This is a genomic window from Nitrospirillum guaranorum, from assembly GCF_034653275.1.
Taxonomy (GTDB): Bacteria; Pseudomonadota; Alphaproteobacteria; order Azospirillales; family Azospirillaceae; genus Nitrospirillum.
Map to the genome: position 1 here is coordinate 1112032 of NZ_JAYEES010000004.1, position 21692 is coordinate 1133723.

Annotated in this window: 23 protein-coding genes; 8 read left to right on the forward strand and 15 right to left on the reverse strand. The window is 68.6% G+C overall.

Annotated features, from left to right (window positions below):
* Nucleotide 1: 1 nt before the first annotated feature.
* The 5 genes from UAJ10_RS26660 to UAJ10_RS26680 all read right to left on the reverse strand — a co-directional run bounded on the left by UAJ10_RS26660 (nt 2) and on the right by UAJ10_RS26680 (nt 4713).
* Nucleotides 2–1318, reverse strand: a complete 1317-nt coding sequence (locus tag UAJ10_RS26660; RefSeq protein ID WP_322918373.1) for an NAD(P)-dependent oxidoreductase — start codon at nt 1316–1318, stop codon at nt 2–4.
* A gap of 162 nt (nt 1319–1480) precedes the next feature.
* A complete protein-coding gene (gene aptA, locus UAJ10_RS26665) occupies nt 1481–2776 on the reverse strand; it encodes an omega-aminotransferase AptA (RefSeq protein WP_463667870.1) in 1296 nt (431 codons plus the stop codon).
* A gap of 426 nt (nt 2777–3202) precedes the next feature.
* Complete coding sequence (ndk, locus tag UAJ10_RS26670) at nt 3203–3625, reverse strand: nucleoside-diphosphate kinase (protein ID WP_040844830.1); 423 nt, start codon at nt 3623–3625, stop codon at nt 3203–3205.
* A gap of 105 nt (nt 3626–3730) precedes the next feature.
* On the reverse strand, nt 3731–4396 hold the full coding sequence (locus tag UAJ10_RS26675; RefSeq protein WP_322918375.1) for an AAA family ATPase: 666 nt from the start codon (nt 4394–4396) through the stop codon (nt 3731–3733).
* Nucleotides 4396–4713 carry a type II toxin-antitoxin system Phd/YefM family antitoxin gene (locus tag UAJ10_RS26680; protein WP_322918377.1) on the reverse strand — a complete coding sequence of 106 codons (318 nt, stop codon included), beginning with the start codon at nt 4711–4713 and terminating at the stop codon, nt 4396–4398. The genes UAJ10_RS26675 and UAJ10_RS26680 overlap by 1 nt, the downstream gene beginning before the upstream one ends.
* A gap of 156 nt (nt 4714–4869) precedes the next feature.
* On the opposite strand from UAJ10_RS26680, the gene UAJ10_RS26685 reads away from it, so the two are divergent.
* Together UAJ10_RS26685 and UAJ10_RS26690 are read left to right on the forward strand one after the other, a co-directional pair.
* On the forward strand, nt 4870–6756 hold the full coding sequence (locus tag UAJ10_RS26685; RefSeq protein WP_322918378.1) for an ABC-F family ATP-binding cassette domain-containing protein: 1887 nt from the start codon (nt 4870–4872) through the stop codon (nt 6754–6756).
* A gap of 271 nt (nt 6757–7027) precedes the next feature.
* On the forward strand, nt 7028–7699 hold the full coding sequence (locus UAJ10_RS26690) for a class I SAM-dependent methyltransferase (RefSeq protein ID WP_322918379.1): 672 nt from the start codon (nt 7028–7030) through the stop codon (nt 7697–7699).
* On the opposite strand, the gene UAJ10_RS26695 is transcribed toward UAJ10_RS26690, so the two are convergent.
* Both UAJ10_RS26695 and gcvA read right to left on the reverse strand, forming a co-directional pair.
* On the reverse strand, nt 7684–8892 hold the full coding sequence (locus UAJ10_RS26695) for an acyltransferase family protein (RefSeq protein ID WP_322918380.1): 1209 nt from the start codon (nt 8890–8892) through the stop codon (nt 7684–7686). The genes UAJ10_RS26690 and UAJ10_RS26695 overlap by 16 nt on opposite strands.
* A gap of 41 nt (nt 8893–8933) precedes the next feature.
* On the reverse strand, nt 8934–9917 hold the full coding sequence (gcvA, locus tag UAJ10_RS26700) for a transcriptional regulator GcvA (RefSeq protein WP_322918381.1): 984 nt from the start codon (nt 9915–9917) through the stop codon (nt 8934–8936).
* A 153-nt stretch (nt 9918–10070) separates the two neighbouring features.
* Here gcvA and UAJ10_RS26705 point away from each other — a divergent pair, with 153 nt between their 5' ends.
* Nucleotides 10071–10529 (forward strand): RidA family protein, encoded by a 459-nt coding sequence (locus tag UAJ10_RS26705; protein WP_322918382.1) that lies wholly within the window; start codon nt 10071–10073, stop codon nt 10527–10529.
* Nucleotides 10530–10534: 5 nt separating this feature from the next.
* The gene (locus UAJ10_RS26710) at nt 10535–11752 is read left to right on the forward strand and encodes an aminotransferase class V-fold PLP-dependent enzyme (RefSeq protein WP_322918384.1); all 1218 of its coding nucleotides are present in this window, start codon (nt 10535–10537) and stop codon (nt 11750–11752) included.
* Here the strand turns inward: UAJ10_RS26710 and UAJ10_RS26715 are convergent.
* Nucleotides 11749–12525, reverse strand: coding sequence for an SDR family NAD(P)-dependent oxidoreductase (locus UAJ10_RS26715; RefSeq protein WP_322918385.1), 777 nt, complete (start codon nt 12523–12525; stop codon nt 11749–11751). The genes UAJ10_RS26710 and UAJ10_RS26715 overlap by 4 nt on opposite strands.
* Nucleotides 12526–12775: 250 nt before the next feature.
* On the opposite strand from UAJ10_RS26715, the gene UAJ10_RS26720 reads away from it, so the two are divergent.
* Complete coding sequence (locus tag UAJ10_RS26720; protein WP_322919059.1) at nt 12776–13645, forward strand: YicC/YloC family endoribonuclease; 870 nt, start codon at nt 12776–12778, stop codon at nt 13643–13645.
* Between the two features lie 11 nt (nt 13646–13656).
* Nucleotides 13657–14319, forward strand: a complete 663-nt coding sequence (gmk, locus tag UAJ10_RS26725; protein ID WP_322919060.1) for a guanylate kinase — start codon at nt 13657–13659, stop codon at nt 14317–14319.
* A 6-nt stretch (nt 14320–14325) separates the two neighbouring features.
* Here gmk and UAJ10_RS26730 read toward each other — a convergent pair whose 3' ends face one another.
* From UAJ10_RS26730 to UAJ10_RS26750, 5 genes are all read right to left on the reverse strand, one after another.
* The gene (locus UAJ10_RS26730) at nt 14326–15819 is read right to left on the reverse strand and encodes a GDL motif peptide-associated radical SAM/SPASM maturase (protein WP_322918386.1); all 1494 of its coding nucleotides are present in this window, start codon (nt 15817–15819) and stop codon (nt 14326–14328) included.
* 73 nt (nt 15820–15892) lie between these two features.
* A complete protein-coding gene (locus tag UAJ10_RS26735) occupies nt 15893–16075 on the reverse strand; it encodes a DUF1843 domain-containing protein (RefSeq protein ID WP_322918387.1) in 183 nt (60 codons plus the stop codon).
* Between the two features lie 37 nt (nt 16076–16112).
* Nucleotides 16113–16292 (reverse strand): DUF1843 domain-containing protein, encoded by a 180-nt coding sequence (locus tag UAJ10_RS26740; RefSeq protein ID WP_322918389.1) that lies wholly within the window; start codon nt 16290–16292, stop codon nt 16113–16115.
* 60 nt (nt 16293–16352) lie between these two features.
* Nucleotides 16353–16535, reverse strand: coding sequence for a DUF1843 domain-containing protein (locus tag UAJ10_RS26745; RefSeq protein ID WP_040847170.1), 183 nt, complete (start codon nt 16533–16535; stop codon nt 16353–16355).
* A gap of 278 nt (nt 16536–16813) precedes the next feature.
* Complete coding sequence (locus UAJ10_RS26750) at nt 16814–18238, reverse strand: MATE family efflux transporter (RefSeq protein ID WP_322918391.1); 1425 nt, start codon at nt 18236–18238, stop codon at nt 16814–16816.
* Nucleotides 18239–18378: 140 nt separating this feature from the next.
* Here UAJ10_RS26750 and UAJ10_RS26755 point away from each other — a divergent pair, with 140 nt between their 5' ends.
* Nucleotides 18379–18813, forward strand: coding sequence for a MarR family winged helix-turn-helix transcriptional regulator (locus UAJ10_RS26755; protein ID WP_322918392.1), 435 nt, complete (start codon nt 18379–18381; stop codon nt 18811–18813).
* A gap of 9 nt (nt 18814–18822) precedes the next feature.
* Here UAJ10_RS26755 and UAJ10_RS26760 read toward each other — a convergent pair whose 3' ends face one another.
* The gene (locus UAJ10_RS26760) at nt 18823–19665 is read right to left on the reverse strand and encodes a hypothetical protein (RefSeq protein WP_322918393.1); all 843 of its coding nucleotides are present in this window, start codon (nt 19663–19665) and stop codon (nt 18823–18825) included.
* A gap of 119 nt (nt 19666–19784) precedes the next feature.
* Nucleotides 19785–20723 (reverse strand): GlxA family transcriptional regulator, encoded by a 939-nt coding sequence (locus tag UAJ10_RS26765; RefSeq protein WP_322918394.1) that lies wholly within the window; start codon nt 20721–20723, stop codon nt 19785–19787.
* Between the two features lie 140 nt (nt 20724–20863).
* Here UAJ10_RS26765 and UAJ10_RS26770 point away from each other — a divergent pair, with 140 nt between their 5' ends.
* Nucleotides 20864–21685 carry an SDR family NAD(P)-dependent oxidoreductase gene (locus tag UAJ10_RS26770; RefSeq protein ID WP_322918395.1) on the forward strand — a complete coding sequence of 274 codons (822 nt, stop codon included), beginning with the start codon at nt 20864–20866 and terminating at the stop codon, nt 21683–21685.
* Nucleotides 21686–21692: the final 7 nt, after the last annotated feature.

Genomic DNA, 21692 nt, shown 5'->3' on the forward strand with positions numbered 1-21692 from the left:
CTCAAGCCTTGAGGTAAGCGTCGATGGCGAAGGCCGCCGCCTTGCCGTCCGCCACGGACTGCACGGTCAGATCCTCGCCGCTTTTGATGCAGTCGCCGCCGGCATAGACGCCGGGCAGGCTGGTGGCCAGGGTCTCGTCCACCTGGATGCGGCCACCGGCCAGGGCCAGGCCGTCCAGCCCGCCGGGCGCCAGCTTCTGCCCCACGGCCTTCAGCACCACGTCGCAGGGGATGGTCACCGTCTCGCCGGTGCCGACCAGGCGGCCGGCGTCCATCGCCATGCGTTCCAACGCGATGCCGCTGACGGCGCCGGCGGCCCCCAGGATCTCGCGCGGCGCCAGCCAGGTGCGCAGAATGACACCCTGGGTGCGGGCCAGATCCTGCTCATGCCCCGTGGCCCCCATCTCGGCCGTGCCCCGGCGATAGGCCATGGTCACCTCCGCCGCCCCGGCGCACAGCGACTGGATGGCGGCGTCCACCGCCGTGTTGCCGCCACCGATGACCACCACGCGCCGACCGGCCAAGGCCACGGGCGGGGCGGCCCGCTGCCGCAATGCCGCGATGACCTCCACCGCGTCGGCCACGCCGGCCAAATCCTCACCCGCCACGCCCAGGGTGTTGATGCCGGCAAGGCCGATCCCCAGGAACACGGCGTCATGGTCCTGGCGCAGTTCCGCCAGCGTCACGTCACGGCCCAGCGCCACGCCCGTCTTCACGGTGATGCCGCCCAGGGACAGGATGAAGTCCACCTCGCGCTGGGCGAAGTCGTCGACCATCTTGTAGGCGGCCAGGCCATATTCGTTCAGGCCGCCGGCCTTGGCGCGGGCTTCGTACACCGTGACCTCGTGCCCCAGCAGGGCCAACCGGTGGGCGCAGGCGAGGCCGGCGGGGCCGCCGCCGACCACCGCGACATGCTTGCCGGTCGGCGCCTGCCGGGTGAAGGGCTGCACCCCCGCCTTGAACAGCACGTCGGTGGCATAGCGTTGCAGCCTGCCGATCAGCACCGGCTCCGCCTCCGCCTTGTTGCGCACGCAGGCCTGTTCGCACAGCACCTCCGTCGGGCAGGCGCGGGCGCAGGTGCCGCCCATGATGTTGGCGTCCAGGATGGTCCGGGCCGCACCCTTCACGTTGCCGGTGCCGATCTTGTGGATGAAGCCCGGAATGTCGATGGCGGTGGGGCAGGCCGTCACACACGCCGCCTCATAGCAATATAGGCACCGGCTGCTCTCCGCCATGGCCTGCAAGGCGGTGAAGGGGGACACCAAGTCCCGGTCCAGGCTCAGCTGGTTACTGTGGGCGGCCCCGTTTACGCCACTCATCTACTGCTCCCGTCCTTTCCCGCCCTTTACTGGGCCACCGCCGGTACGGTCGTGCGTTCCCGGCGGTCCTGTTCAGAGGTACGCGTGTCGCAGGCGTATGCCTTTGTTCGTTTTATTTTTCGATCTTTATTTTCGCCCCGGTCGGTCGGTCGGGGGTCCGGCTCACGGCAATTCGCGCAGCACCTCGGCCAGCGTGCCGAAGAGTTGATCGATATGGCTCTTCTCGATGATCAGCGGCGGTGACAGCGCGATGATGTCGCCGGTGGTGCGGATCAGCAGGCCCTTTTCGAAGGCCCGCAGGAAGGCGTCGAAGGCGCGCGCCGTGGGCTTGGCCTGGATGGGTTCCAGTTCGATGCCAGCGATCAAACCCAGGTTGCGCACGTCGATGACATGGGGCAGGCCGCGCAGGCTGTGCGCCGCCTCCTGCCAATAGGACGCCAGCTCCGCCCCCCGGGTCAGCAGCCCCTCTTCCTTATAGATTTTCAGGGTCGCCAAGCCGGCGGCGGTGGCCAGCGGGTGGCCGGAATAGGTGTAGCCGTGGAACAGCTCGATGGCGTTCTCCGGCCCGGTCATGAAGGCGTCGTAAATCTCGTTCTTGAAGAACACCGCCCCCATGGGAACCGTGGCGTTGGTCAGGCCCTTGGCCGCCGTGATGATGTCCGGCACCACGCCGAAATAGTCGGTGGCGAAGGGGGCGCCCAGGCGACCGAAGCCGGTGATGACCTCATCGAAGATCAACAGGATGCCATGGCGGTCGCAGATGGCCCGCAGCTTTTCCAGGTAGCCCTTGGGCGGCAGCAGCACCCCAGTGGACCCCGCCACCGGTTCCACGATCACGGCCGCGATGGTGGAGGCGTCGTGCAGGGTGACGATGCGCTCCAGCTCATCGGCAAGGTGGGCGCCCCACTCCGGCTGGCCCTTGGTGAAGGCCTGGTGCGCCTTGTCATGGGTGTGCGGCAGATGGTCGACACCGGCCAGCATGGGGCCGAAGAACTTGCGGTTGGTGACGATGCCGCCGACGGAGATGCCACCGAAGCCCACGCCGTGGTAGCCGCGCTCACGCCCGATGAAGCGGGTGCGCGTCCCCTCCCCCCGGGCACGGTGGTAGGCGAGCGCCACCTTCAGCGCCGTATCCACGGATTCGGAACCGGAATTGGTGAAGAACACCTTGTCCATGCCGGTGGGCAGCAGGGCCGCCAGCTGCGCCGCCAGCTCGAACGCGCCGGGGTGGCCCATCTGGAAGGCGGGGGCGTAGTCCATGGCCGCCACCTGGGCCTGCACCGCCTGGACGATCTCGGCCCGGCAATGGCCGGCGTTCACGCACCACAGGCCGGCGGTGCCGTCCAGCACCTGGCGCCCGTCGTCGGTGGTGTAGTGCATGTCCTTGGCGCCCACGAACAGGCGCGGCGCCTTCTTGAACTGCCGGTTAGCCGTGAACGGCATCCAGAAGGCGTCCATGTTGTTGGGAACGCCGCCGCCCGGGCCCAGGCCGGCCCCACGGCCGTCGGGGGCCGCGAAGGGGATGGAGGGATGGATGCCGAAGCTGTCGTGACGCTGTGCCAAAGCCACTCTCCCAGCAGGCGCCCGGCCCCTGTCGGCCAGGCGGACCCATATTCTATAGCCCGTAATTTATGGAATGGAGAGTGACACGAATTTGACCATTTGGTCAGGATTTTTTTGACCGCACGGCCAGAAAAATGCGCAAAACCGCGCCAGCGCCCGGCGCTGCCCAATTTAACGCCAAAATCACACCGTCTCCAATCCCTTAAACCGCCGGTTGCCGCCGCCATAAGGGTCAAGAGCGGGCGGCACGAGCAAAAGAAAAGCGGCCCCGGGGCATTCCCCGAGGCCGCTTTCTTAGATCGTCATCCGTGACGCCGGCGATCAGCCGACGATCTCGGTGCCGGCGAAGAAGTAGGCGATCTCGATCTTCGCGTTCTCCAGGCTGTCGGAGCCGTGGACAGAGTTGGCTTCGATCGATTCCGCGAATTCCTTGCGGATGGTGCCGGCGTCGGCGTTGGCCGGGTTGGTGGCGCCCATGATCTCGCGGTTGCGGGCCACGGCGTTCTCACCTTCCAGGACCTGCACGACCACCGGGCCGGAGGTCATGAAGGACACCAGGTCGCCGTAGAACGGGCGGGCGGCGTGCACTTCGTAGAACTTCTCGGCCTGCTGCTTAGTCATCTGGATGCGCTTCTGCGCGACGATGCGCAGGCCGGCTTCCTCGAACTTGGCGTTGATCTTGCCGGTCAGGTTGCGACGGGTGGCGTCGGGCTTAATGATCGAGAAGGTCTGTTCGACGGCCATGGCCGGATCTCCTGGAATTGGGTAGGGAATCTCTAAAGTGGCGGCGTTATATACGGGCACACGCGGGGCCGCAACAGGCGTCGCTCTGCCCGTGATGCGCATCCGTCAAGCCTTGCCGGCACCGCTGCGCCCCCGCACAAGCTCCCGCGCGGCCTGGCAAATAGGCTTTGCCCAATCGGGAATGGCGCCCCAGGCTGCCACGTCCCCGGCCGCCGGCACAAAAATTTCACGGTCGCGCACGTCCAGGACCAGGCGCGCCACGGGAATATCCTCATCCGCGCCGACGGAACGGCTGTTGTCGAGGGCCTGAAGGCGGCTGATGAGCGGCAGAAGGCTGATCAGGTTGGCACGGGAGGTGGTCCAGCGTTCCCTTATGCGGGCCTCGGGAATGTTATGACCACCATTGGCGACGCGTCGCGCCACCCGTTGCAGATGCAACTCCACCGTTTCCAGCCCGCAGTAAAAGACGATGATCCGATGGCTAACCGCGGCTTCCCGCAGCAGCGACGGAATGGCGTTCCCGCTCAGCGTCGTCTCGAATGCGTAGTTGGTGCCATTCTCAATCGCCTGGCGGAGGCGGGTCAGACCATGGCGGCCAGCCTGCACGTTCGCGGCCTTCCACTCCATCCCCGTCTGGAAGACCAGTTGGCGGGCCAAGGTATCCAGATTGAAAAATGGCAGGCGGTATTCGGCCAGCAGGGCGCCGCCCACCGAGCTTTTGCCGGCACCATTCACGCCGGCCAGGACCACCAGGAAAGGGCGTCCCGTCATCAATAGGAAGGCCCGGCCTTGGGCCGGATTTTGCCTTGGCCTTGAGCCGACAGCAGCTGCTCAAGACGATCCGCCACTCCCGGCTCTTGCAAAGCGGCCAGCGCAACATCGAATTGTGCCGTCAGGCGGTCCAGGACGGCTTGCTGGTGGGCCGCGCCACCCGTGGCCTTGGCCGCCAGCCGGTCGTATTCCTCCGCCGACAGCAACACCATTTCCACCCGGTCATGATTGGTGATGGCCATGCCGCCGTTGGCCTGGACCTCCCGCGCGACCTCGGCCCAGCGGCTGCGGACCTGGGTGGCGTTACGTCGGGGCAAAGCTTCCGCGTTTGAACGATTTGTGGCCATGACCGACTCCCCTATCCTGACGTAAAAAATATACGTTTTGTATATTATGAGCAATGTGCATGAGATTGGCGGGCCACCTTCACGCGACCGTGCCATCCCCGCCCCACCCATGGTATGAGGGCGGCCATGCTGACCATCACCGACCTCACCTACCGCATCGCCGGCCGCACCCTTCTGGACCAGGCCTCCGTCGTCGTGCCCAAGGGCCACAAGGTGGCGCTGGTGGGGCGCAACGGCACGGGCAAGTCCACCCTGTTCAAGCTGATCGCGGGCGAGCTGCACCCTGACGGCGGGGAGATCACCCTGCCCGGCGGTGTGCGCATGGGCATGGTGCGGCAGGAGGTGCCGGCGGGCGCCACCAGCCTGCTGGACACGGTCATGGCGGCGGACACCGAACGCACCGCCCTGTTGGCGGAGGCGGAGACCGCCACCGATCCCACCCGGATCGCGGAGGTGCATACCCGCCTGGCCGACATCGGCGCCCATTCGGCGGAGGCGCGGGCGGCGCAGATCCTGTCCGGCCTGGGCTTCGATGCGGCGGCGCAACAGCGGCCGTGCGCCGACTTCTCCGGCGGGTGGCGCATGCGCGTGGCGCTGGCCGGCGTGCTGTTCACCCAGCCCGACCTGCTGCTGCTGGACGAGCCGACCAACCATCTGGACCTGGAAGCCACGGTGTGGCTGGAGAGCTATCTCAAGAACTATCCACACACCATCCTGCTGATCAGCCACGACCGGGAACTGCTGAACAAGGTCCCGACGACGACCATCCACCTGGATCAGCAGAAGCTGACCGCCTACAGCGGCGGCTATGACCAGTTCGTCACCGTGCGCGCCGCCAAGCTGGAAAACCTGAAGGCCCAGTCGGCCAAGCAGGAGGCGCAGCGCAAGCACATGCAGGACTTCGTAGATCGCTTCCGCGCCAAGGCCACCAAGGCCAAGCAGGCGCAAAGCCGCCTGAAGGCGCTGGAGAAGCTGGGCCCGGCCATCACCGTGCTGGAGGAACATCGCACGCGGTTCGACTTCCCCTCGCCCGAGGCGCTGTCCCCGCCCCTGATCAACATGGACGCGGCCTCCGTCGGTTATGGCGACAAGACCATTCTGCGCAACCTGAACCTGCGCATCGACCCCGAGGACCGCATCGCCCTGCTGGGCGCGAACGGCAACGGCAAGTCCACGCTGGTGAAGATGCTGGCTGGCCGGCTGGACGCCATGGGCGGCGAGGTCCGCCGCTCGTCCAAGCTGAAGGTCGGCTATTTCGCCCAGCACCAGGCGGAGGAGCTGAACCTGGCCTGGACGCCGGTGCAGCAGACCCAGGCCGCCATGAAGGGCGCCACCGAGCAGCAGGTGCGCAACCACCTGGGCCGTTTCGGCTTCCCCCAGATCAAGGCCGACACCCTGATCCGCGACCTGTCGGGCGGCGAGAAGGCGCGCCTGCTGTTCGCGCTGATGAGCCGCGAGGCGCCGGGCATCCTGCTGCTGGACGAGCCGACCAATCACCTGGACATCGACAGCCGCGAGGCGCTGGTGGAGGCCATTAACGGCTACCAAGGCGCCGTCATCCTCATCAGCCACGACCCCCACCTGGTGGAGTTGACGGCCGACCGGCTGTGGCTGGTGGCCGACGGCACCTGCAAGCCCTATGACGGCGACCTGGACGAATACCGCGCCTGGCTGCTGGATCAGCGGCGCAGCGACAGCGCCTCACGCGACGTCACCCCCGCCGCCGGCCGCGATCGCAAGGAGGAGCGGCGGGCCGCCGCCGAGCTGCGGCAGCAGTTGGCCCCCCTGCGCCGCAAGGTGGAGGACGCGGAAAAGCGCATGGGCCAGCTGGGGGCCAAGAAGGCCAAGCTGGATGAGAAGCTGGCCGACCCCGCCCTGTACCAGGGACCGAAGGAGGCCGTGACCAAGCTACAGATCGAGCTGGGCCAGGTGCAGAAGGACCTGGACGCCGCCGAGGAGGCCTGGCTGACCCTGTCGGAACAGCTGGAGGAAGCGATGGCGGCGGGCGCATGAGCCGGCACCCGATTCCGCCCGGCGCCAGCCCCCTGCGCCCCACTGCCGCACCCCGCTCCTAAAGTCTAATCCGAAATTGCGTAACGGAAACGGGGGTGTAACACACCCGTCATTGCAAATCGGGGCGGTGCGTGCCATCTCTGCCCCTATGTTCCGTGCACGCGACCGTTTCGGGGGCCTGATGCCCCTGAGTACCGACCTGAACAGAGCCTTGACGCCCCGGTTTGGGCGCACCGCCGCTGGAATGCCGATGCTGAGGAACGCCTGAGCCATGCCGACCGACCGCGCCGAGACGACCTTGAACGGCAAGAAATTCGCCGCCCGGGGTTCCGCCAAGAGCTGCCATCCGCATGGCCATTCCCCCCGGGCGCAGAGCCCGGCCAATGAGAATCCCGCCTGGCTGTTTTTCCGCCGCTGGGCCGCCAACCCTGTCTCCATCGCCTCCATCACCCCGTCGGCGCCGTCGCTGGGCCGTCTGATGGCCCGCCATGTGCGGCGTGAGGCGGACGAGATCGTGGTGGAGTACGGTGGCGGCACCGGCGCCATCACCAAGGCCCTGCTGGACTCCGGCATCCCCGCCTCGCGCCTGTTCGTGATCGAGCGGGACAAGGAACTGCACGCCTACATGACGGCCAAGTTCCCCGGCGTCACCGTGCTGCTGGGTGATGTGAAGGACGTGCGCAGCCTGCTGCCGCCGCAATGGGTGGGCAAGGTCGGAACCATCGTCTGCGGCATTCCCATGATCCTGATCCCGGCGGAGGCGCAACGCCTGATCATGGACGAGGCTTATGCCGTCATGCCCAAGGGCCGGCAATTCCTGTCCTTTACCTATTCCCTGCGCTCCCCCCTGCGCCGCCAGGCGCTGCACCTGTCGGGCAAGCGCCTGGGCTGGGCCGTCTCCAACATCCCGCCGGCGGCGGTGTGGGGCTACACGCGGGACTGAGGAACGGCGGCCCATCCCGGCAGCCGTGACGTGATCCACTGTTCGGAAGCGCGGAGAAGACGCTGAACCGGCTGGTCGAACAGCACGGTGATCAGCCAGGCGCTGAGGTAGATCAGCGACAGCACCGCCACCAGCGCCCCGAGCAACGCCGGTCCGGACAGCGCGAGTTTCGGCAAGGTGATCTCCAGCGCCAGCAGCAGCGGCATGTGAATGACGTAAAGCGGGTAGGACAAGGCGCCGGCCCGGCGGGCGAGCCGGCCCCCGCGCAGCACGCCATGACGTTCCAGTCCCGCCAGCCCCAGCACCAGCAGCCCGAGCTGGGCCGCCATGCGCATGAACATCACCGGCACACCGTACTGGTTGCCCCAGGCGAGGTCGGGCAACGTCACGAGGATCGACGCGGCCCCCAGCATCGCCAAGATCAGACTGGCCCGGCGCCCGGGACGGAGTTTCACGAAGGCCCATCCGGCAGCCAAGCCGCCCATGAAATAGAAATTGAAATAGCTGATCGCCCGCATGCCCCAGGGATTGGCCACGCGGCTAAGCCATACCGAACGCGGCAGATGCAGCATGTCCAGAACCGGCCACGGTATCCAGCGCCAGAAGGTGGCGAATACCCAAACGGCCAGGATGGCGGGTCCCAGCCTGGGTATCAGGGCCAGGCCGAAGAAAAAATAGAAGACCAGCTCATGCCGCAAGGTCCAGGCCGCCGGTATGAACTCCCGATCATGCCCCGGTGACAGCAGGATCATCGGTATGGCCGCTTCCGGCGTGATCAGGGAATGAAGGAAGAAAAACGGGATCAGCAGCGCCAGCCAGTAGGCCGGATAAATTCGGCAAAGGCGCCGCCACCAGAAGCGCGGCACGGCGGCGATGTCGCCCCAATCGCCGGCATGGGCCATCATCATGACGAAGCCGGACAGGACGAAGAAATAGGTCACGCCCAGGGCACCGGGCGCCGGCCAACTGCCCAACACGGGCCCTACGCCCGGCGCCGCCAGCTTATCGACATTGGGACCCGCATGGCCGAAGACGACCGCGGTCGCGGCCAGGAAGCGCCCCCATTCCAGGGTGGTTAGCTTGGCCGCGTCAATGCCCACGCCCGCGTCACGATCCGGTCGAACACCTGCATGTAATGCCAAGGAGCCTGTTCCCCAACCCACCCCAAGACGCCAAGGCAGTGAACAGAGCACCCCGAGACCGTCGCTGGACCACCACGATTTATTTTCGCAGTCTAGGGACCGTTTCCCCTGACATCAAGCAGGCCGCCCGAGGCGGCCCGGGCGACATCAAGCGGGCCGCCAGAGGCGGCCGCGGCGACATCGGCCACCGCCGCCACGATCCAGTCGATGAACGCCGTCATGGCCGGCGTCGGCGCCCGCGCCGCCGCCCAGACCAGCCAGTGGGCCACCTGGGGCGTCTCCACCACCACCTCCGGGAACAGCGACACCAGCGTGCCGGCCCGCAAGCGATCCTGCACCAGCAGCGCCCGGCCCATGGCGACGCCCTGTCCCTCCACCGCCGCCTGCAACACGATGTTGTAGTCGGTCAGCTGCACCGTGCGGGCCGCTTGCAAATCCACGTCCGCCGCCCGCGCCCACACCCGCCATTCCAACGGGCGGATGGTGAACAGCAGCGGATGGGCGAGAAGGTCAGCGGGCGCCTGGAGCGGTGGACCGCGCCGCAGCAGGGCGGGTGCGGCCACCGGTGCCAAGCGATCCACGTGCAGCAGCCGCCCCGCCAGGCCGTCACCGGGCTGGGGCCCGGCGCCGTAGCGGATGCCGACGTCGGCCTCGCCATTGGGCACATCCACCTTGCGCAGCGTGGGGTCCAGGATCAGGTCGACGTCCGGGTGGGCGGCGGCGAAGCGGTCCAGGCGCGGCACCAGCCAGTTGGCGGCGAAGGAGGGGACCATGCTGACCCGTAGCGTCTGGCGTGCGCCCTGGGCCCGCACGTCGCGCGTGGCCTCCGCGATCAGGCCGAAGGCTTGGCGCACCGCGGCCAGATAGCGGGCGCCGTCCTCCGTCAAGGTCACGCCCCGGGCGTGGCGGAGGAACAGGGCCACGCCCAGGCTGTCCTCCAACTGGCGGATGTGGTGGCTGACGGCGCTCTGGGTGATCAGCAGCTCCTCCCCCGCCTGGCGAAAGCTCAGCAGGCGACCGGCCGCCTCGAAAGCGCGCAGGGCAGGCAGGGGCGGCAGGATGGGGGATAGGCGCATGGGACGGCACTGTAGCCCGCGGCGGACCCATGAGCCAGATCGATCACCCGCCCGTCGCCTTTGAATTGGCCGGCGGCGTTGGCGGCGGGCATTCTGGCCCCACATCATTGAATTCCGCCGTGTGAATTCCGCAGTGAAGGAAACGCCGTCGCCATGCCCCTCTCCATCGCCGGGAAGGTCCAGTCCTTGGGCCTGACCCTGCCGCAGCCCTCCAGCCCCGCCGCCAACTATGTCTCCACCACCCGCGTGGGCCCCTTGCTGTTCGTGGCGGGGCAGATCGACCCGGCGGGCGCCAAGGGCCGGCTGGAGGATCAGGTGCCGATGGAGGAGGGCGTGCGGGCGGCCCAGGCCGCGGCGCTGAACGTCATCGCCCACGTCGCCAAGGCGGCGGGCGACGATCTCGCGAAGGTGCGCCAGGTGGCCAAGCTGACCGTCTTCGTCGCCAGCGCGCCGGACTTCACCCAGCAGCCGCTGGTGGCCAACGGCGCATCGGACTTGATGGTGGCGGTGTTCGGCGACGCCGGGCGCCACGCCCGATCCGCCGTCGGCGTCGCCGCCCTGCCGCGTGGCGCGGCGGTGGAGGTTGAGGCCATCATCGAATTGGCGGAGTGATCCCCATGCCCCTCCTGACCGACGCCCTGATCGCAACGCTACGCGCCGACACACCCGGCTGCGCGGGCCCGCGCGTGCACTTCAACCACGCCGGCGCCAGCCTGTCCTCGCGCCAGACCCTGGCGGCCATCATCGCCCATCTGGAGCTGGAGGCCCGCGTCGGCCCCATGGAGGCGGCGGTGATGGCGTCGGATGGCGTGGCCCGGGCGCGCGCGGCGGCGGCAACCCTGCTGAACGCCGCCCCGGAGGAGATCGCCTTCGCCACCGGCGGCTCTGCCGCCTGGGGCACCGCCATCGCCAGCCTGCCGCCCTTGCGCGCGGGTGATCGCGTTTTGGTGGGCCGCCAGGAATGGGGCGGCAACCTGACCACCCTGCGCGACAAGGCCGCCCGCGCCGGCGCCGGGGTGGAGGTGATCCCCAGCCTGGAGGATGGCCGGGTGGATGCCGACGCCCTGGCCGGCCTGATCGACGACCGTGTGCGCCTGGTCAGCCTGACCTGGGGGGCGGCCAACGGCGGTCTGGTCAATGACGCGGCGGCAGTGGGCCGGGTGGCCCGCGCCGCCGGCGTGCCCTATGTCATCGACGCCGCCCAGGTGGTGGGGCAAATCCCGGTGGACGTGCGGGCGCTGGGCTGCGACATGCTGAAGGCGCCGGGCCGCAAGCATCTGCGGGGTCCCCGGGGGACCGCCCTGCTGTATGTCCGCCACGACTTCCTGGACAGGGTCACGCCCGCCTGGCTGGACGTGCAGTCCTCGCCCTGGGCCACGCATTTGGGGGCCGACCATGGGCTGGTGTCGCCCCGCGACGACGCCCGCCGCCTGGAGTCGTCGGAGGCCTCGGTGGCCCTGCTGCTGGGCCTGGGCAACGCCTTGGAGCAAGCCCTGGCACTGGGCATCGACCACATCCGCGCCCGTATCCACCAGCTGGCGCAAGGCCTGCGCGGGCGGTTGGACGCCATCCCCGGCGTCACCGTGCGTGACATCGGCGATCCTGAAACCCGCAGCGGCCTGGTGTCGTTCACGGTGGAGGGGTTGGCGGGCTCGGCCGTGTGCGCCCGGCTGGCGGACCAGGGACTGACCCTGGGCGCCAACGGCGTGCCCTATACCCCGCTGGACATGATGGCGCGCGGCCTGACGGAAATCGCCCGTGCCTCCCTCAGCTATCTGACCACGGAGGCGGAACTGGACCGGCTGGCGGAAGCGGTGGCCGCGCTGCGCCTCTAGACTTTGCGCGGCGCCTGGGCCAGCAGGGCGTCGGTCAACCCCGGGGGCAGGACGCCCAGCAGCCACGACACGGCATAGGTGGGCCAGGGGAAGGCGATGCGCGCCCGGTTGGCCGCCAGCCCCCCCACCACGATGCGCGCGGCCTTGTCCGCATCCATGAGGAAGGGCATGGGGAAGCTGTTCACCGCCGTCATGCGGCTGCGCACGAAGCCGGGGCAGATGACATTGACCTGCACGCCCTTGCCCATCAGCTCGCCGCGCAGCCCCTCGCCATACGACCGCACCGCCGCCTTGGAGGCGCAGTAGGCGGGCGCCCCCGGCATGCCGCGAAAGGCGGCCAGCGAGGACATCAGCGCCAGCTGCCCCCGCTTGCGCGCCACCATGCGCGGGATCAGCGGGTGGATGGTGTTCAGCACGCCCTCGATGTTCACCGCCAGGATGCGGCGGGCCTGCTCCTCCGTCTCGCCCGAGGTGGCGGCATTCCCGCCCCCGGTGCCGCCGGAGATGCCGGCGTTGGCGATGGCGAGGTCGATGGGCACGCCATTGTCGGCCGCCACGATCCAGTCGGCCAGGGCCTGCCGGTCCAGCACGTCCAAGGTGGCCGCCGTCACCCGGGCGCCCTTGGCGCGCGCGGCCCCGGCCACCACCTCCAGCCGCTTCGAATCGCGGCCGGTCAGCCACAGCTGGCGGCCCCCCGTCGCATAGGCCAGGGCCAAGGCCTCCCCTATGCCGCTGGACGCGCCGGTGATCAGAATGCTGTTCGGCGACTGCACCGCCCGTCCCCCTCTGTCATCCCCATGGTGAAGCCCGCATCGTCAATTGGGCCACGCACTTACCGCAACGGGCCCACCCCAGGGCCTTGCTTGTTTGTCGCCGCCGCCACGGGCTATAACCCTAGCCTCAAGACGATGCAGCATGTCTCGCCGCCGGTCCAGCCGGCAGCGCGGCGTAGGTTGCGTCCCTGTCGCCTTCCTCCTTTCCTTGGGGACCCGCCCTTTGAGCAAGACTTCCCCCCTCGCCAGCATGACCGGCTTCGCCCGCGCGGAAGGGGCCGCCGGCGCCACCTCATGGATCGTCGAGGTGAAAAGCGTCAATGGCCGCGCGCTGGATCTGCGCACCCGCCAGCCCTCCGGCTTCGACGCCGTCGAGGCCCTGGCCCGCGCGGAAGTGAACCGCCTGATCCGCCGCGGCAACGTCACCCTCAATCTGACCGTCAACCGCACGGCCACCACCGCCCCCTTGCGCCTGAACCGGGAGTTGCTGGCCCAGGTACTGGACCTGGCGCGGGAGATAGAGGGTGCCGGCGCCGCCCCGCCCCGCATCGACGCCCTGCTGTCCGTGCGCGGTGTGATCGACACGGGCGACGAGACGGAGCAGCCGGAGGATAGGGCCGAGCTGGAAGCCGCCATCGGTAAGACCGTGACCCAGGCCATCCTGGCCCTGGCCGCCGCCCGCGCCGCCGAGGGTGCCCGGCTGCACGCGGTCCTGACCGGCCACCTGGATGAGATCGCGTCCCTGACCGAGGCCGCCGCCAACACCGCCACGCTGCAACCGGCCGCCCTGCGCGACAAGCTGAAGACCCAGGTGCAGGCCCTGCTGGAGGCCGTGCCGGCCCTGCCGGAGGAGCGCCTGGCGCAGGAGGCGGCGCTGCTGATCGCCAAGGCCGACGTGCGGGAGGAACTGGACCGCCTGCGCGCCCACATCGCCCAGGCCCGCGACATGCTGGCCGAGGGCGCCGCCGTGGGCCGCCGCCTGGACTTCCTCTGTCAGGAGTTCAATCGCGAGGCCAACACCCTCTGTTCCAAGTCCGCCGACGTGGAATTGACCCGCATCGGCCTGTCGCTGAAGGCCACGATCGAGCAGTTCCGCGAACAGGTCCAGAATATCGAATGAGCACGCCCCAGATGACCGCCGACACCCCGTCCCCCGCCCTGCCTCCCTACATGCACCGCCGCGGCCTGATGCTGGTGCTGTCCTCGCCGTCCGGCGCGGGCAAAACCACCATCGCCCGCCGCCTGCTGGAGCAGGACCACGAGCTGACCATGTCGGTCTCCGCCACCACCCGCGCCAAGCGACCGGGCGAGGTGGCGGGCGTGGACTACCACTTCACCAGCCTCACCGAGTTCGACCTGATGGTGAACCAGGGCAAGCTGCTGGAATACGCCAAGGTCTTCGACAACTACTACGGCACCCCGCGCGAGCCGGTGGAACAGGCCCTGGCCGGCGGCCGCGACGTGCTGTTCGACATCGACTGGCAGGGCACGCAGCAGCTGAAGGAAAAGGCCCGCGACGACCTGGTCAGCATCTTCATCCTGCCGCCGTCGGCGCGCGAACTGGAACGCCGCCTGACCAGCCGCGCCCAGGACAGCCAGGCGGAGATCGCCAAGCGCATGAGCAAGGCGGCCAACGAGATGAGCCACTGGGCCGAGTACGACTACGTCATCATCAATAACGACGTGGACAGCTCCGTCGCCAAGGCCCACGCCATCCTGACCGCCGAGCGCCTGGTGCGCCGCCGCCAGGTGGGCCTGTCGGAGTTCGTGAAGGGCCTGCAGGCGGGGGTTTAAGCCCGCCTACTCCGCCGCTGGCGCTTCCTGCCGCATCCCCGCCAGGAAGCGCCTGGCCTGTTCGATCAGGGCGCGGCGGCGGGCGCTGTCCTCCGCGTGGCGGGCAGCCTCGGCGGCGACGTCGCAGCCGCAGTGCGGGCAGGTTTCCTCATGCGGCCAGATGTATTGGTCGCAGCCCCGGCAGACCTCCAGCCTCGGCGGGGTGATGCCGCCGCCGGCCGCGCGGTCGCGGGGGTGGATGTGCACCTGGGCCGGGTCGCGCGCCGGCAGGGGTGGCGCGTCCGCCACGCCGGGGATGGCTTCGGTGATCAGCGCGAATTCGCCGATGGCGAAGCTCTCCGCTGGCGCCTCCTTCACCTTCACCACCCGCTCGCGCAGGCCGTGCTTGGCCAGATCCAGCACGCGATGATGGCAGTAGGGGTTGTTGCCCCGGCGGCCCAACAGCGATTCCGAGGTCCAGGTGCAGCCGGCGCGGCAGGCGTCGGCGTAATAGCAGGTGCGGCAATAGCCCCACATCTCGTCCACCGAGCGCAAGCGGCCGAAGCTGATGCGCTCGGTATGGCGCCAGATGTCCTCCACCGTCATGTCGCGGACATGGCCGGCGGAATAGAGCGAGGTGGCCAGCGAGGGGCAGCCCTTGATGGTGCCGTCGGCCTCGATACCGATGGTGGTCTGGCCGGCGGCGCAGCCGGTCCAGTGCATGCTCTCGTCGCCATAGCCGCGCCACATGCGTTCATACGGGCCGAAATAGCCGATGTTGTTGCCCACGATCATCAGCAGGCCGCGCTCCACCCCCTGCTGGTACAGGCGGGCCAGCAGGGGCATGACGTCGATCAGCTGATAGGGCTGCAGCAGCAGGTCGGGGTTGTCGACGGCATTGCCCATGGCCACGGTCAGCTGGATCTGCCAATGGGTGGCGCCGGCCTCGATGATGCGGTCCATCAGGTCCGGCAGATGGGCCGGCGTCTCCGGCCCGATCTGGGTGTTGACCGAGACATCCAGGCCGCGCGCCTTGGCCCGGCGCAGGGCGCTGATGGCCTGGTCGTACGATCCAGGCACGCCGCGCACCCGGTCGTGCAGTTCGGGCAGGCCGTCAATGGACACGCCCAGCCCCTGCAAACCGGCCGCCACCGCCTGGTCCAGCCGGGCGTCGGTCAGGTTGCGGGCGCCGGTCTGGATGGCGGTGCGCATGCCGTGGTCGCGGCAGCGGCGCACGATGTCGATCCAGTCGCGGCGCAGGTAGGCTTCGCCGCCGATCAGGGTCATCTCGCGCGTGCCCAGGGCCGCCAGCTGGTCCACCAGATCCAGCGCCTCCGCCGTCGTCAGCTCATCGGCGCGCGGCCGGCCGGCGCGGGAACCGCAGTGCTGGCACTTCAGGTTGCAGGCCAGCGTGATCTCCCACACCACGTGCACCGGCACCAGGTTGTGGTGGTCCTCCATCCGGCGGAAACGGACGGGGGCGTCTTGCGGGGGCGGCAGGGCGGTCGCGCTGGTGTCCATGGGCGGAGTCCTTGAAGGAAGGGAAAGCGGCCGGCACCCGGGGGCGCCGGCCGGCTTCAAGACATGGTCAGGCTCAGGGCTTGGCCGCCTCGGCCTTGGCGATCTCCAGCTTCAGGTGCGTCAGCAGGGTGGGGACGTCCCCGTACTGCTGCACATGCGCCTCGGCCTCGGCCGCCAGCTTCTTCAATTCCGTCAGGTCGCCCTTGGCGATGGCCTCGGTGATGGCGCCACCGTAGAGGATGTGAACAGATGACATGGTTACCTCCCAAAAATCCGAGATTGGATGCCCACGGTCAGTGCTTGCCGGCTTCCGCCTTGGCGATTTCGACCTTCAGCAGTTGCAGCACGGTGGCCACGTCGCCGTATTCCTGCAGATGCTTCTCGGCCTGGGCATGCAGGTTCTTCAGTTCCGCCACGTCACCCTTGGCGATGGCCTGGGTGGCGGCGACGGCGTAAAGGGGGATATGAGCCATGATAAATCCCTCATAAGTGGTAATTATGGATATGAAAAAGCCCTGATCCGCGTCGTGGGATCAGGGCGTCTTGCCGGCCTCGAGCTTGGCGATGGCCGCCTTCAGATGCGTCAGCAGCGTCGGGATGTCGCCGTAGCGCTGGACGTGATCCTCGGCCAGGGCCTTGGCCCGCTTCATTTCCTCCAGATCGCCGCTCGCGATGGCCTGGGTGATGGCAACGCCATAGGGCTGGATGATCGTCATCGTTTTCCTCGCTGTTTTGAAAGACCGCTGTTTTGAAGATTCACGGAAGACATGCGGGTGCGGTCGCCCCGCCGGACGGCGGGGCCTGACATCACGGGACATGGTCAAAGACAGGACGGTCCCTGCGGACGGGGGGCGGGTCCAGCGGATGGCGCCGCCTCCCAAGCGGCAGGGTGGTCAGGCCACGGGTTCTTCGTCTTACCCGACTTTTCTGGCCCGAGACAATCAACGAGTCAACTTAAATGATTGCAATATACAGTTAATACAACCATACGGATTTATTCCCGCCCCAGCCGCCAGATGGCGCCGGTGAGGGCGGCGGTGACACAGAGCACGGCGGACGCCAGGGACGCGGCGGCCACCAGCGCGAACAGGGTGCCCAGGCCGGCGCCCAGGCCCACCGCCAACCACCCCAGCCCCGCCGCGACGATCAGGCGCACGGTGCCGGCCAGGAAGGCCCACAGCGGCCGGCCACCCCCCTGCGAGGCGAAACCCAGGATGAAGGTCAGGCCCACCGCGCCATAGACCGGCCCCACCGTGCGCAGGTAGTGGGCACCATGGGCCAACACGGCGGGATCATGGCTGAACAGATCCACCCAGGCGGAGGGCCACAGCGCCACGCCCAGGCCGATCGCCTCCGTCACCGCCGCCCCCATCAGGGCGCCGATCCAGGCGGCGCGGCGCGCCCGGGCTTGATCGCCCGCCCCCATCGCCGTGCCCACCAGGGTCAGCACCGCCGTGCCCAGGCCGAACAACAGCGGGATCAGCAGATAGTCAAGGCGGGAGCCCATGCCGAAGCCGGCCAGCGCCTCGGTGCCGAAGCGGCCCACGGCGCCCGTCACCAGCAGGGTGATCAGGTTCAGTTGCAGGGCGCTGAGGGCCGAGACGACGCCCACGCCCAGGATGTCGCGGAACAGCCGGCCCTCCAGCGGCACCCGGCGCAGGGTGAGGCCCGAACGGCCGCGCGCCATGTAGGCCAGCAGCACGCCCGCCGCCACGGTGTAATAGCCGCTGACCGCCATGCCGGCGCCGGCGACACCGAAGCCGTGGATCGGTCCGATGCCGAAGATGAGGAAGGGCGACAGCGGAATCATGACCGCCGCCCCGACCAGGGTGACCAGGGCCGGCACCCGCACATTGCCGATGCCGCGCAGCACGGCCGACATCAGGTTGATGATCCACACCGGCACGGCGCCGGCGAACAGCCATCCAGAATAGGACAGCGCGGCCGCCAACGCGCCCCCGGTACCGCCCAGCAGGCGATAGAGCGCCGGTCCGCCCACCCCCAGGCCCAGGGTGAACACCAGGCCGAAGGCGACGGCCAGAACCAGGGCGTGAAACACCAGGGCATTGGCGTCGCGCACCCGCCCCGCCCCCATGGCGCGCGACACCGCCGCCGCGACGCCGCCGCCGATACCGCCCGCCGCGACCATGGTCATCAGCATGGACACCGGCAGGACCAGGGCCGCCCCCACCAGCGCGTCCGTGCCCAGCGCGCTGACATAATACGTCTCCGCCACGCCGACGGCCGTCTGGATGACCAGCACCATGATGGTGGGCAGGGCCAGGCGCAGCATGGTGGGCACGATGGGCCCGTGCAGCAGGGCGTGCCGGGCGGGTGGCACCGGCTTGGGTTCCAGCCGGGCGCCTTCCCCCGCCCCGGATAAGGTCTCCGCCGGCGTCGTGCCGATGTCGGTGGTCATCGTTCTCGTCCTCATCTGACTCGTCCCCATTTGGAAATAGGAGGATATACTCTCATATAGGCGCATATACTCCTATATGGCGCGATGCGCCAGCGCCTGATAGAACGGGCAGGAAGGAGAGCGGCCTGAAGGAGAGCAGGATGAGTTTCGAGCAACAGCGCGACGGCGTCGCCCATTGCAACTGCGGCGCCCTGCGGCGGGCGGCGCGCAGGGCGACGAATTTCTACGACGCCAAGCTGGCGCCCACGGGCCTGCGCCTGACGCAGTTCTCCATGCTTGCCTTGGTGTATGAGGCGGCGGGCGCGCTGACGGTGAACGAAATGGCGGCGCGCCTGGACCTGGACCGCACCACCACCGGCAAGAACCTGCGGCCACTGGAGCGGGACGGCCTGATCCAGGTCGCCCCCTGCCCCACCGACCGACGCAGTCATCAGATCACCCTGACCGACGCGGGGCGCGAGCGTTTGCGCGCCGGTACCGCGCTGTGGCGCGAGGCCCAACGCGCGTTCGAGGCGGCCAACGGCGGCGCGGCCGCCCTGCGCAAGACGTTGGACGGCCTCAGCATCCCCGCCTGACCGGGCCGGCTAGAAGGAGACACGGCCGGTAAAGACCCAGGCGTGGTCCAGGGTCGGGGTCAGCGCCGGCTCCCTCTGCAGGCTGGGCGAGACGGCGAACTGGTATCCGAAACCGAAGTTGGCCTTGGAATGGCCGCCCAGCGGAAAGCGGCCGAAGATGATGCCGGGGGTCAGCAGCACCTGGTTCTTGCCGTCGCGCAGGCCGCCGGACCAGTAGGTGTCGTTCACCTCCAACTCCGGCCAGAAATAGTCGTCCAGGTGGTATTGGAAAGTGACGTTGGTCGCCACCGCCGTGCCGATGGTGCTCTCGTGCGCCATGGGAATGGCCACGCCCACGGTGCCCTGCACATCAAACCGGCCGAAGCCCTTGCCGGCGGCCAGCGTGGGCGTCACCAGCCAGGCGTCGTTGGTGAAGGCCTTGATGCCGGTGGGCGCCTGGAAGCCTAAGAAGGCGGTGGCGATGTAGTCGCCCTGATCGGCGTTGGCGGACAGCAGGCGCTGCTTCACCAGCAGCACGGGATCATCGCCAAAGCCCTGCACCGGCTTGACGTTGCTGCGCACCTGATAGGGCGGGATGTTCAGCACCACCTCGGTGGTGGCGGTGGGGATCAATTCCAGGCCCTTGCCGCCGCCGTAATTGCGGACCATGGCGCCGGTGCCCTGGTACTGGTTGGTTTGATCGAAGCGGAATTCCTGCTCCAGCCGCGGGGTCACCGTGACCAGCGGCGTCACCCAACTGGGCTGGGTCGACTGGGCCTGGTCCACGCGGGCGTACCAAGTGTTGAAATAATCGCTGATGGCGTCGGTGGTGTCGGCATGGGCCGCGCCGGCGAGGCCAACGCAGGCAAGCACACTTGACACCACAGCGCCGAAGGCCGTGTGACGGATCATAATGGGGCATCCCCGTGGATTTCGTTATATTCCACCGTATATATCCCTCCCGATCCGAGGCCGATTAAAATAGATTTTAATCAGGCACTGAGCCGCGCCGCCCGTTGGAAGGCCTGGGGCGGCTGGCCGAAAGCCCGCAGGAAGGCACGGCGCATGCGTTCCCGGTCGCCAAAGCCGGTTTCGCGCACGATGATCTCGATGGGGTGGTGCCCTTCCTCCATCAGCACGCGGGCGGCCTCCAGCCGCAGGTTCTCCACTGCCTTGGCCGGGGACTGCCCGGTTTCGGCATGGAAGGCGCGGCTGAACTGCCGGGGGCTGAGGTGCGCCACCTCCGCCAGCCGCTCCACCGACAGATCCTCTTTCAGGTTCTCGCGGGCATAGCGCACCACCGTCTGGATGCGGTCGGACCGGGGCTCCAGCTCCAGCAAGGCGGAGAATTGGGACTGTCCGCCCGGGCGGCGGTGATAGACCACCATCTTGCGCGCCACGGCGCGGGAGATGTCGGCGCCCAGATCCTCCTCCACCAGGGCCAGCGCCAGATCGATGCCGGCGGTCATGCCGGCGGACGTCCAGATGGGACCGTCCTGGATGAAGATGCGGTCTTCCTCCATGCGCAGGGTGGGGAATTCCCGTTGCAAGGCACGGGCGACCAGCCAGTGCGTCGTGACGCGCCGCCCCTCCAGCAAGCCGGCGCGGGCCAGGATGGCGGCGCCCGTGCAAATGCTGGCCGTGCGGCGGGCGGCGCGGGCGGCCCCACGCACGAACACCGCCAGGCTGGCGGGCACCACAGCCAAGTCCAGGGCGCCAGCGACCATGAGCGTGTCATAGCTAAGGTCCCCCGGCGGCTGGGCCTGGACCACCACACCGGAGGAACTGGTCACCATCCCCCCCAACTCCGATACCAGATGGACATCATAGACCGGCCGGCCGGCGATGATGTTCGCCACCTCGAACACGGTGACGACCACCAGATCCAGGATCTGGAAGCCGGGGAAGACGACGATGCCGACACGCCTCATGAAGGGCCTCCGGGGGGTGGGGATGGCGATATGTCCTGAAAAGTGGCATCAATGACATTCGTGACAAGACCCTGCGCCGGTATCTTCCCCTTGTCAACGCCGGCGCCCCGCCGGTGGCCAACCCCGAAGGGAACCGGATCATGAGCACAACCCCCATCTCCAAAGGCAGCGCCCCCAAAGGTACCGCCGTCGTCACCGGCGCCTCCTCCGGTATCGGCGCCATCTACGCCGACCGGCTGGCCCGTCGCGGCTATGACCTGATCCTGGTGGCGCGCAACGTCGCCCGCCTGCAGGACCGCGCCCAGCGCCTGGCCGCCGAGACGGGCCGCGCGGTGGAGGTGCTGGCCGCCGACCTGACCAGGGCCGCCGACCTGCGCGCCGTGGAGGCCCGGCTGCGTGAGGCCGCCAGCATCACCGCCCTGGTCAACAACGCCGGCGTCGGCGCCGCCGCCCCCCTGCTGGACGCCGACGTGGACGCCATGGAGGCCATGATCCAGCTGAACGTGACCGCCCTGACCCGCCTGACCTACGCCGCCGTGCCTGGCCTGGTGAAGCGCGGTGGCGGCCTGGTGATCAACATCGCCTCCATCGTCGGCATCGCGCCGGAGCTACTGAACGGCACCTACGGCGGCACCAAGGCCTATGTCGTCGCCTTCACCCAGTCGCTGCACCATGAACTGGCAGGCAAGGGCCTGCGCGCCCAGGCCGTGCTGCCCGGCGCCACGCGGACGGAGTTCTGGGACGTGGCCGGCGTGCCGGTGGAGCACCTGCCGCAGGAGATCGTGATGTCGGCGGAGGAGATGGTGGACGCCGCCCTCGTCGGCCTGGACCAGGGCGAGCTGATCACCATCCCCGCCTTGCCCGACCTGGCCGACTGGCAGGCCTATGAGGACGCCCGCCAGAAGCTGAAGCCCAACCTGTCGCGCAGCGAGGCCGCCGCCCGCCTGAAGCCGGCCGCGTAAATCAGCG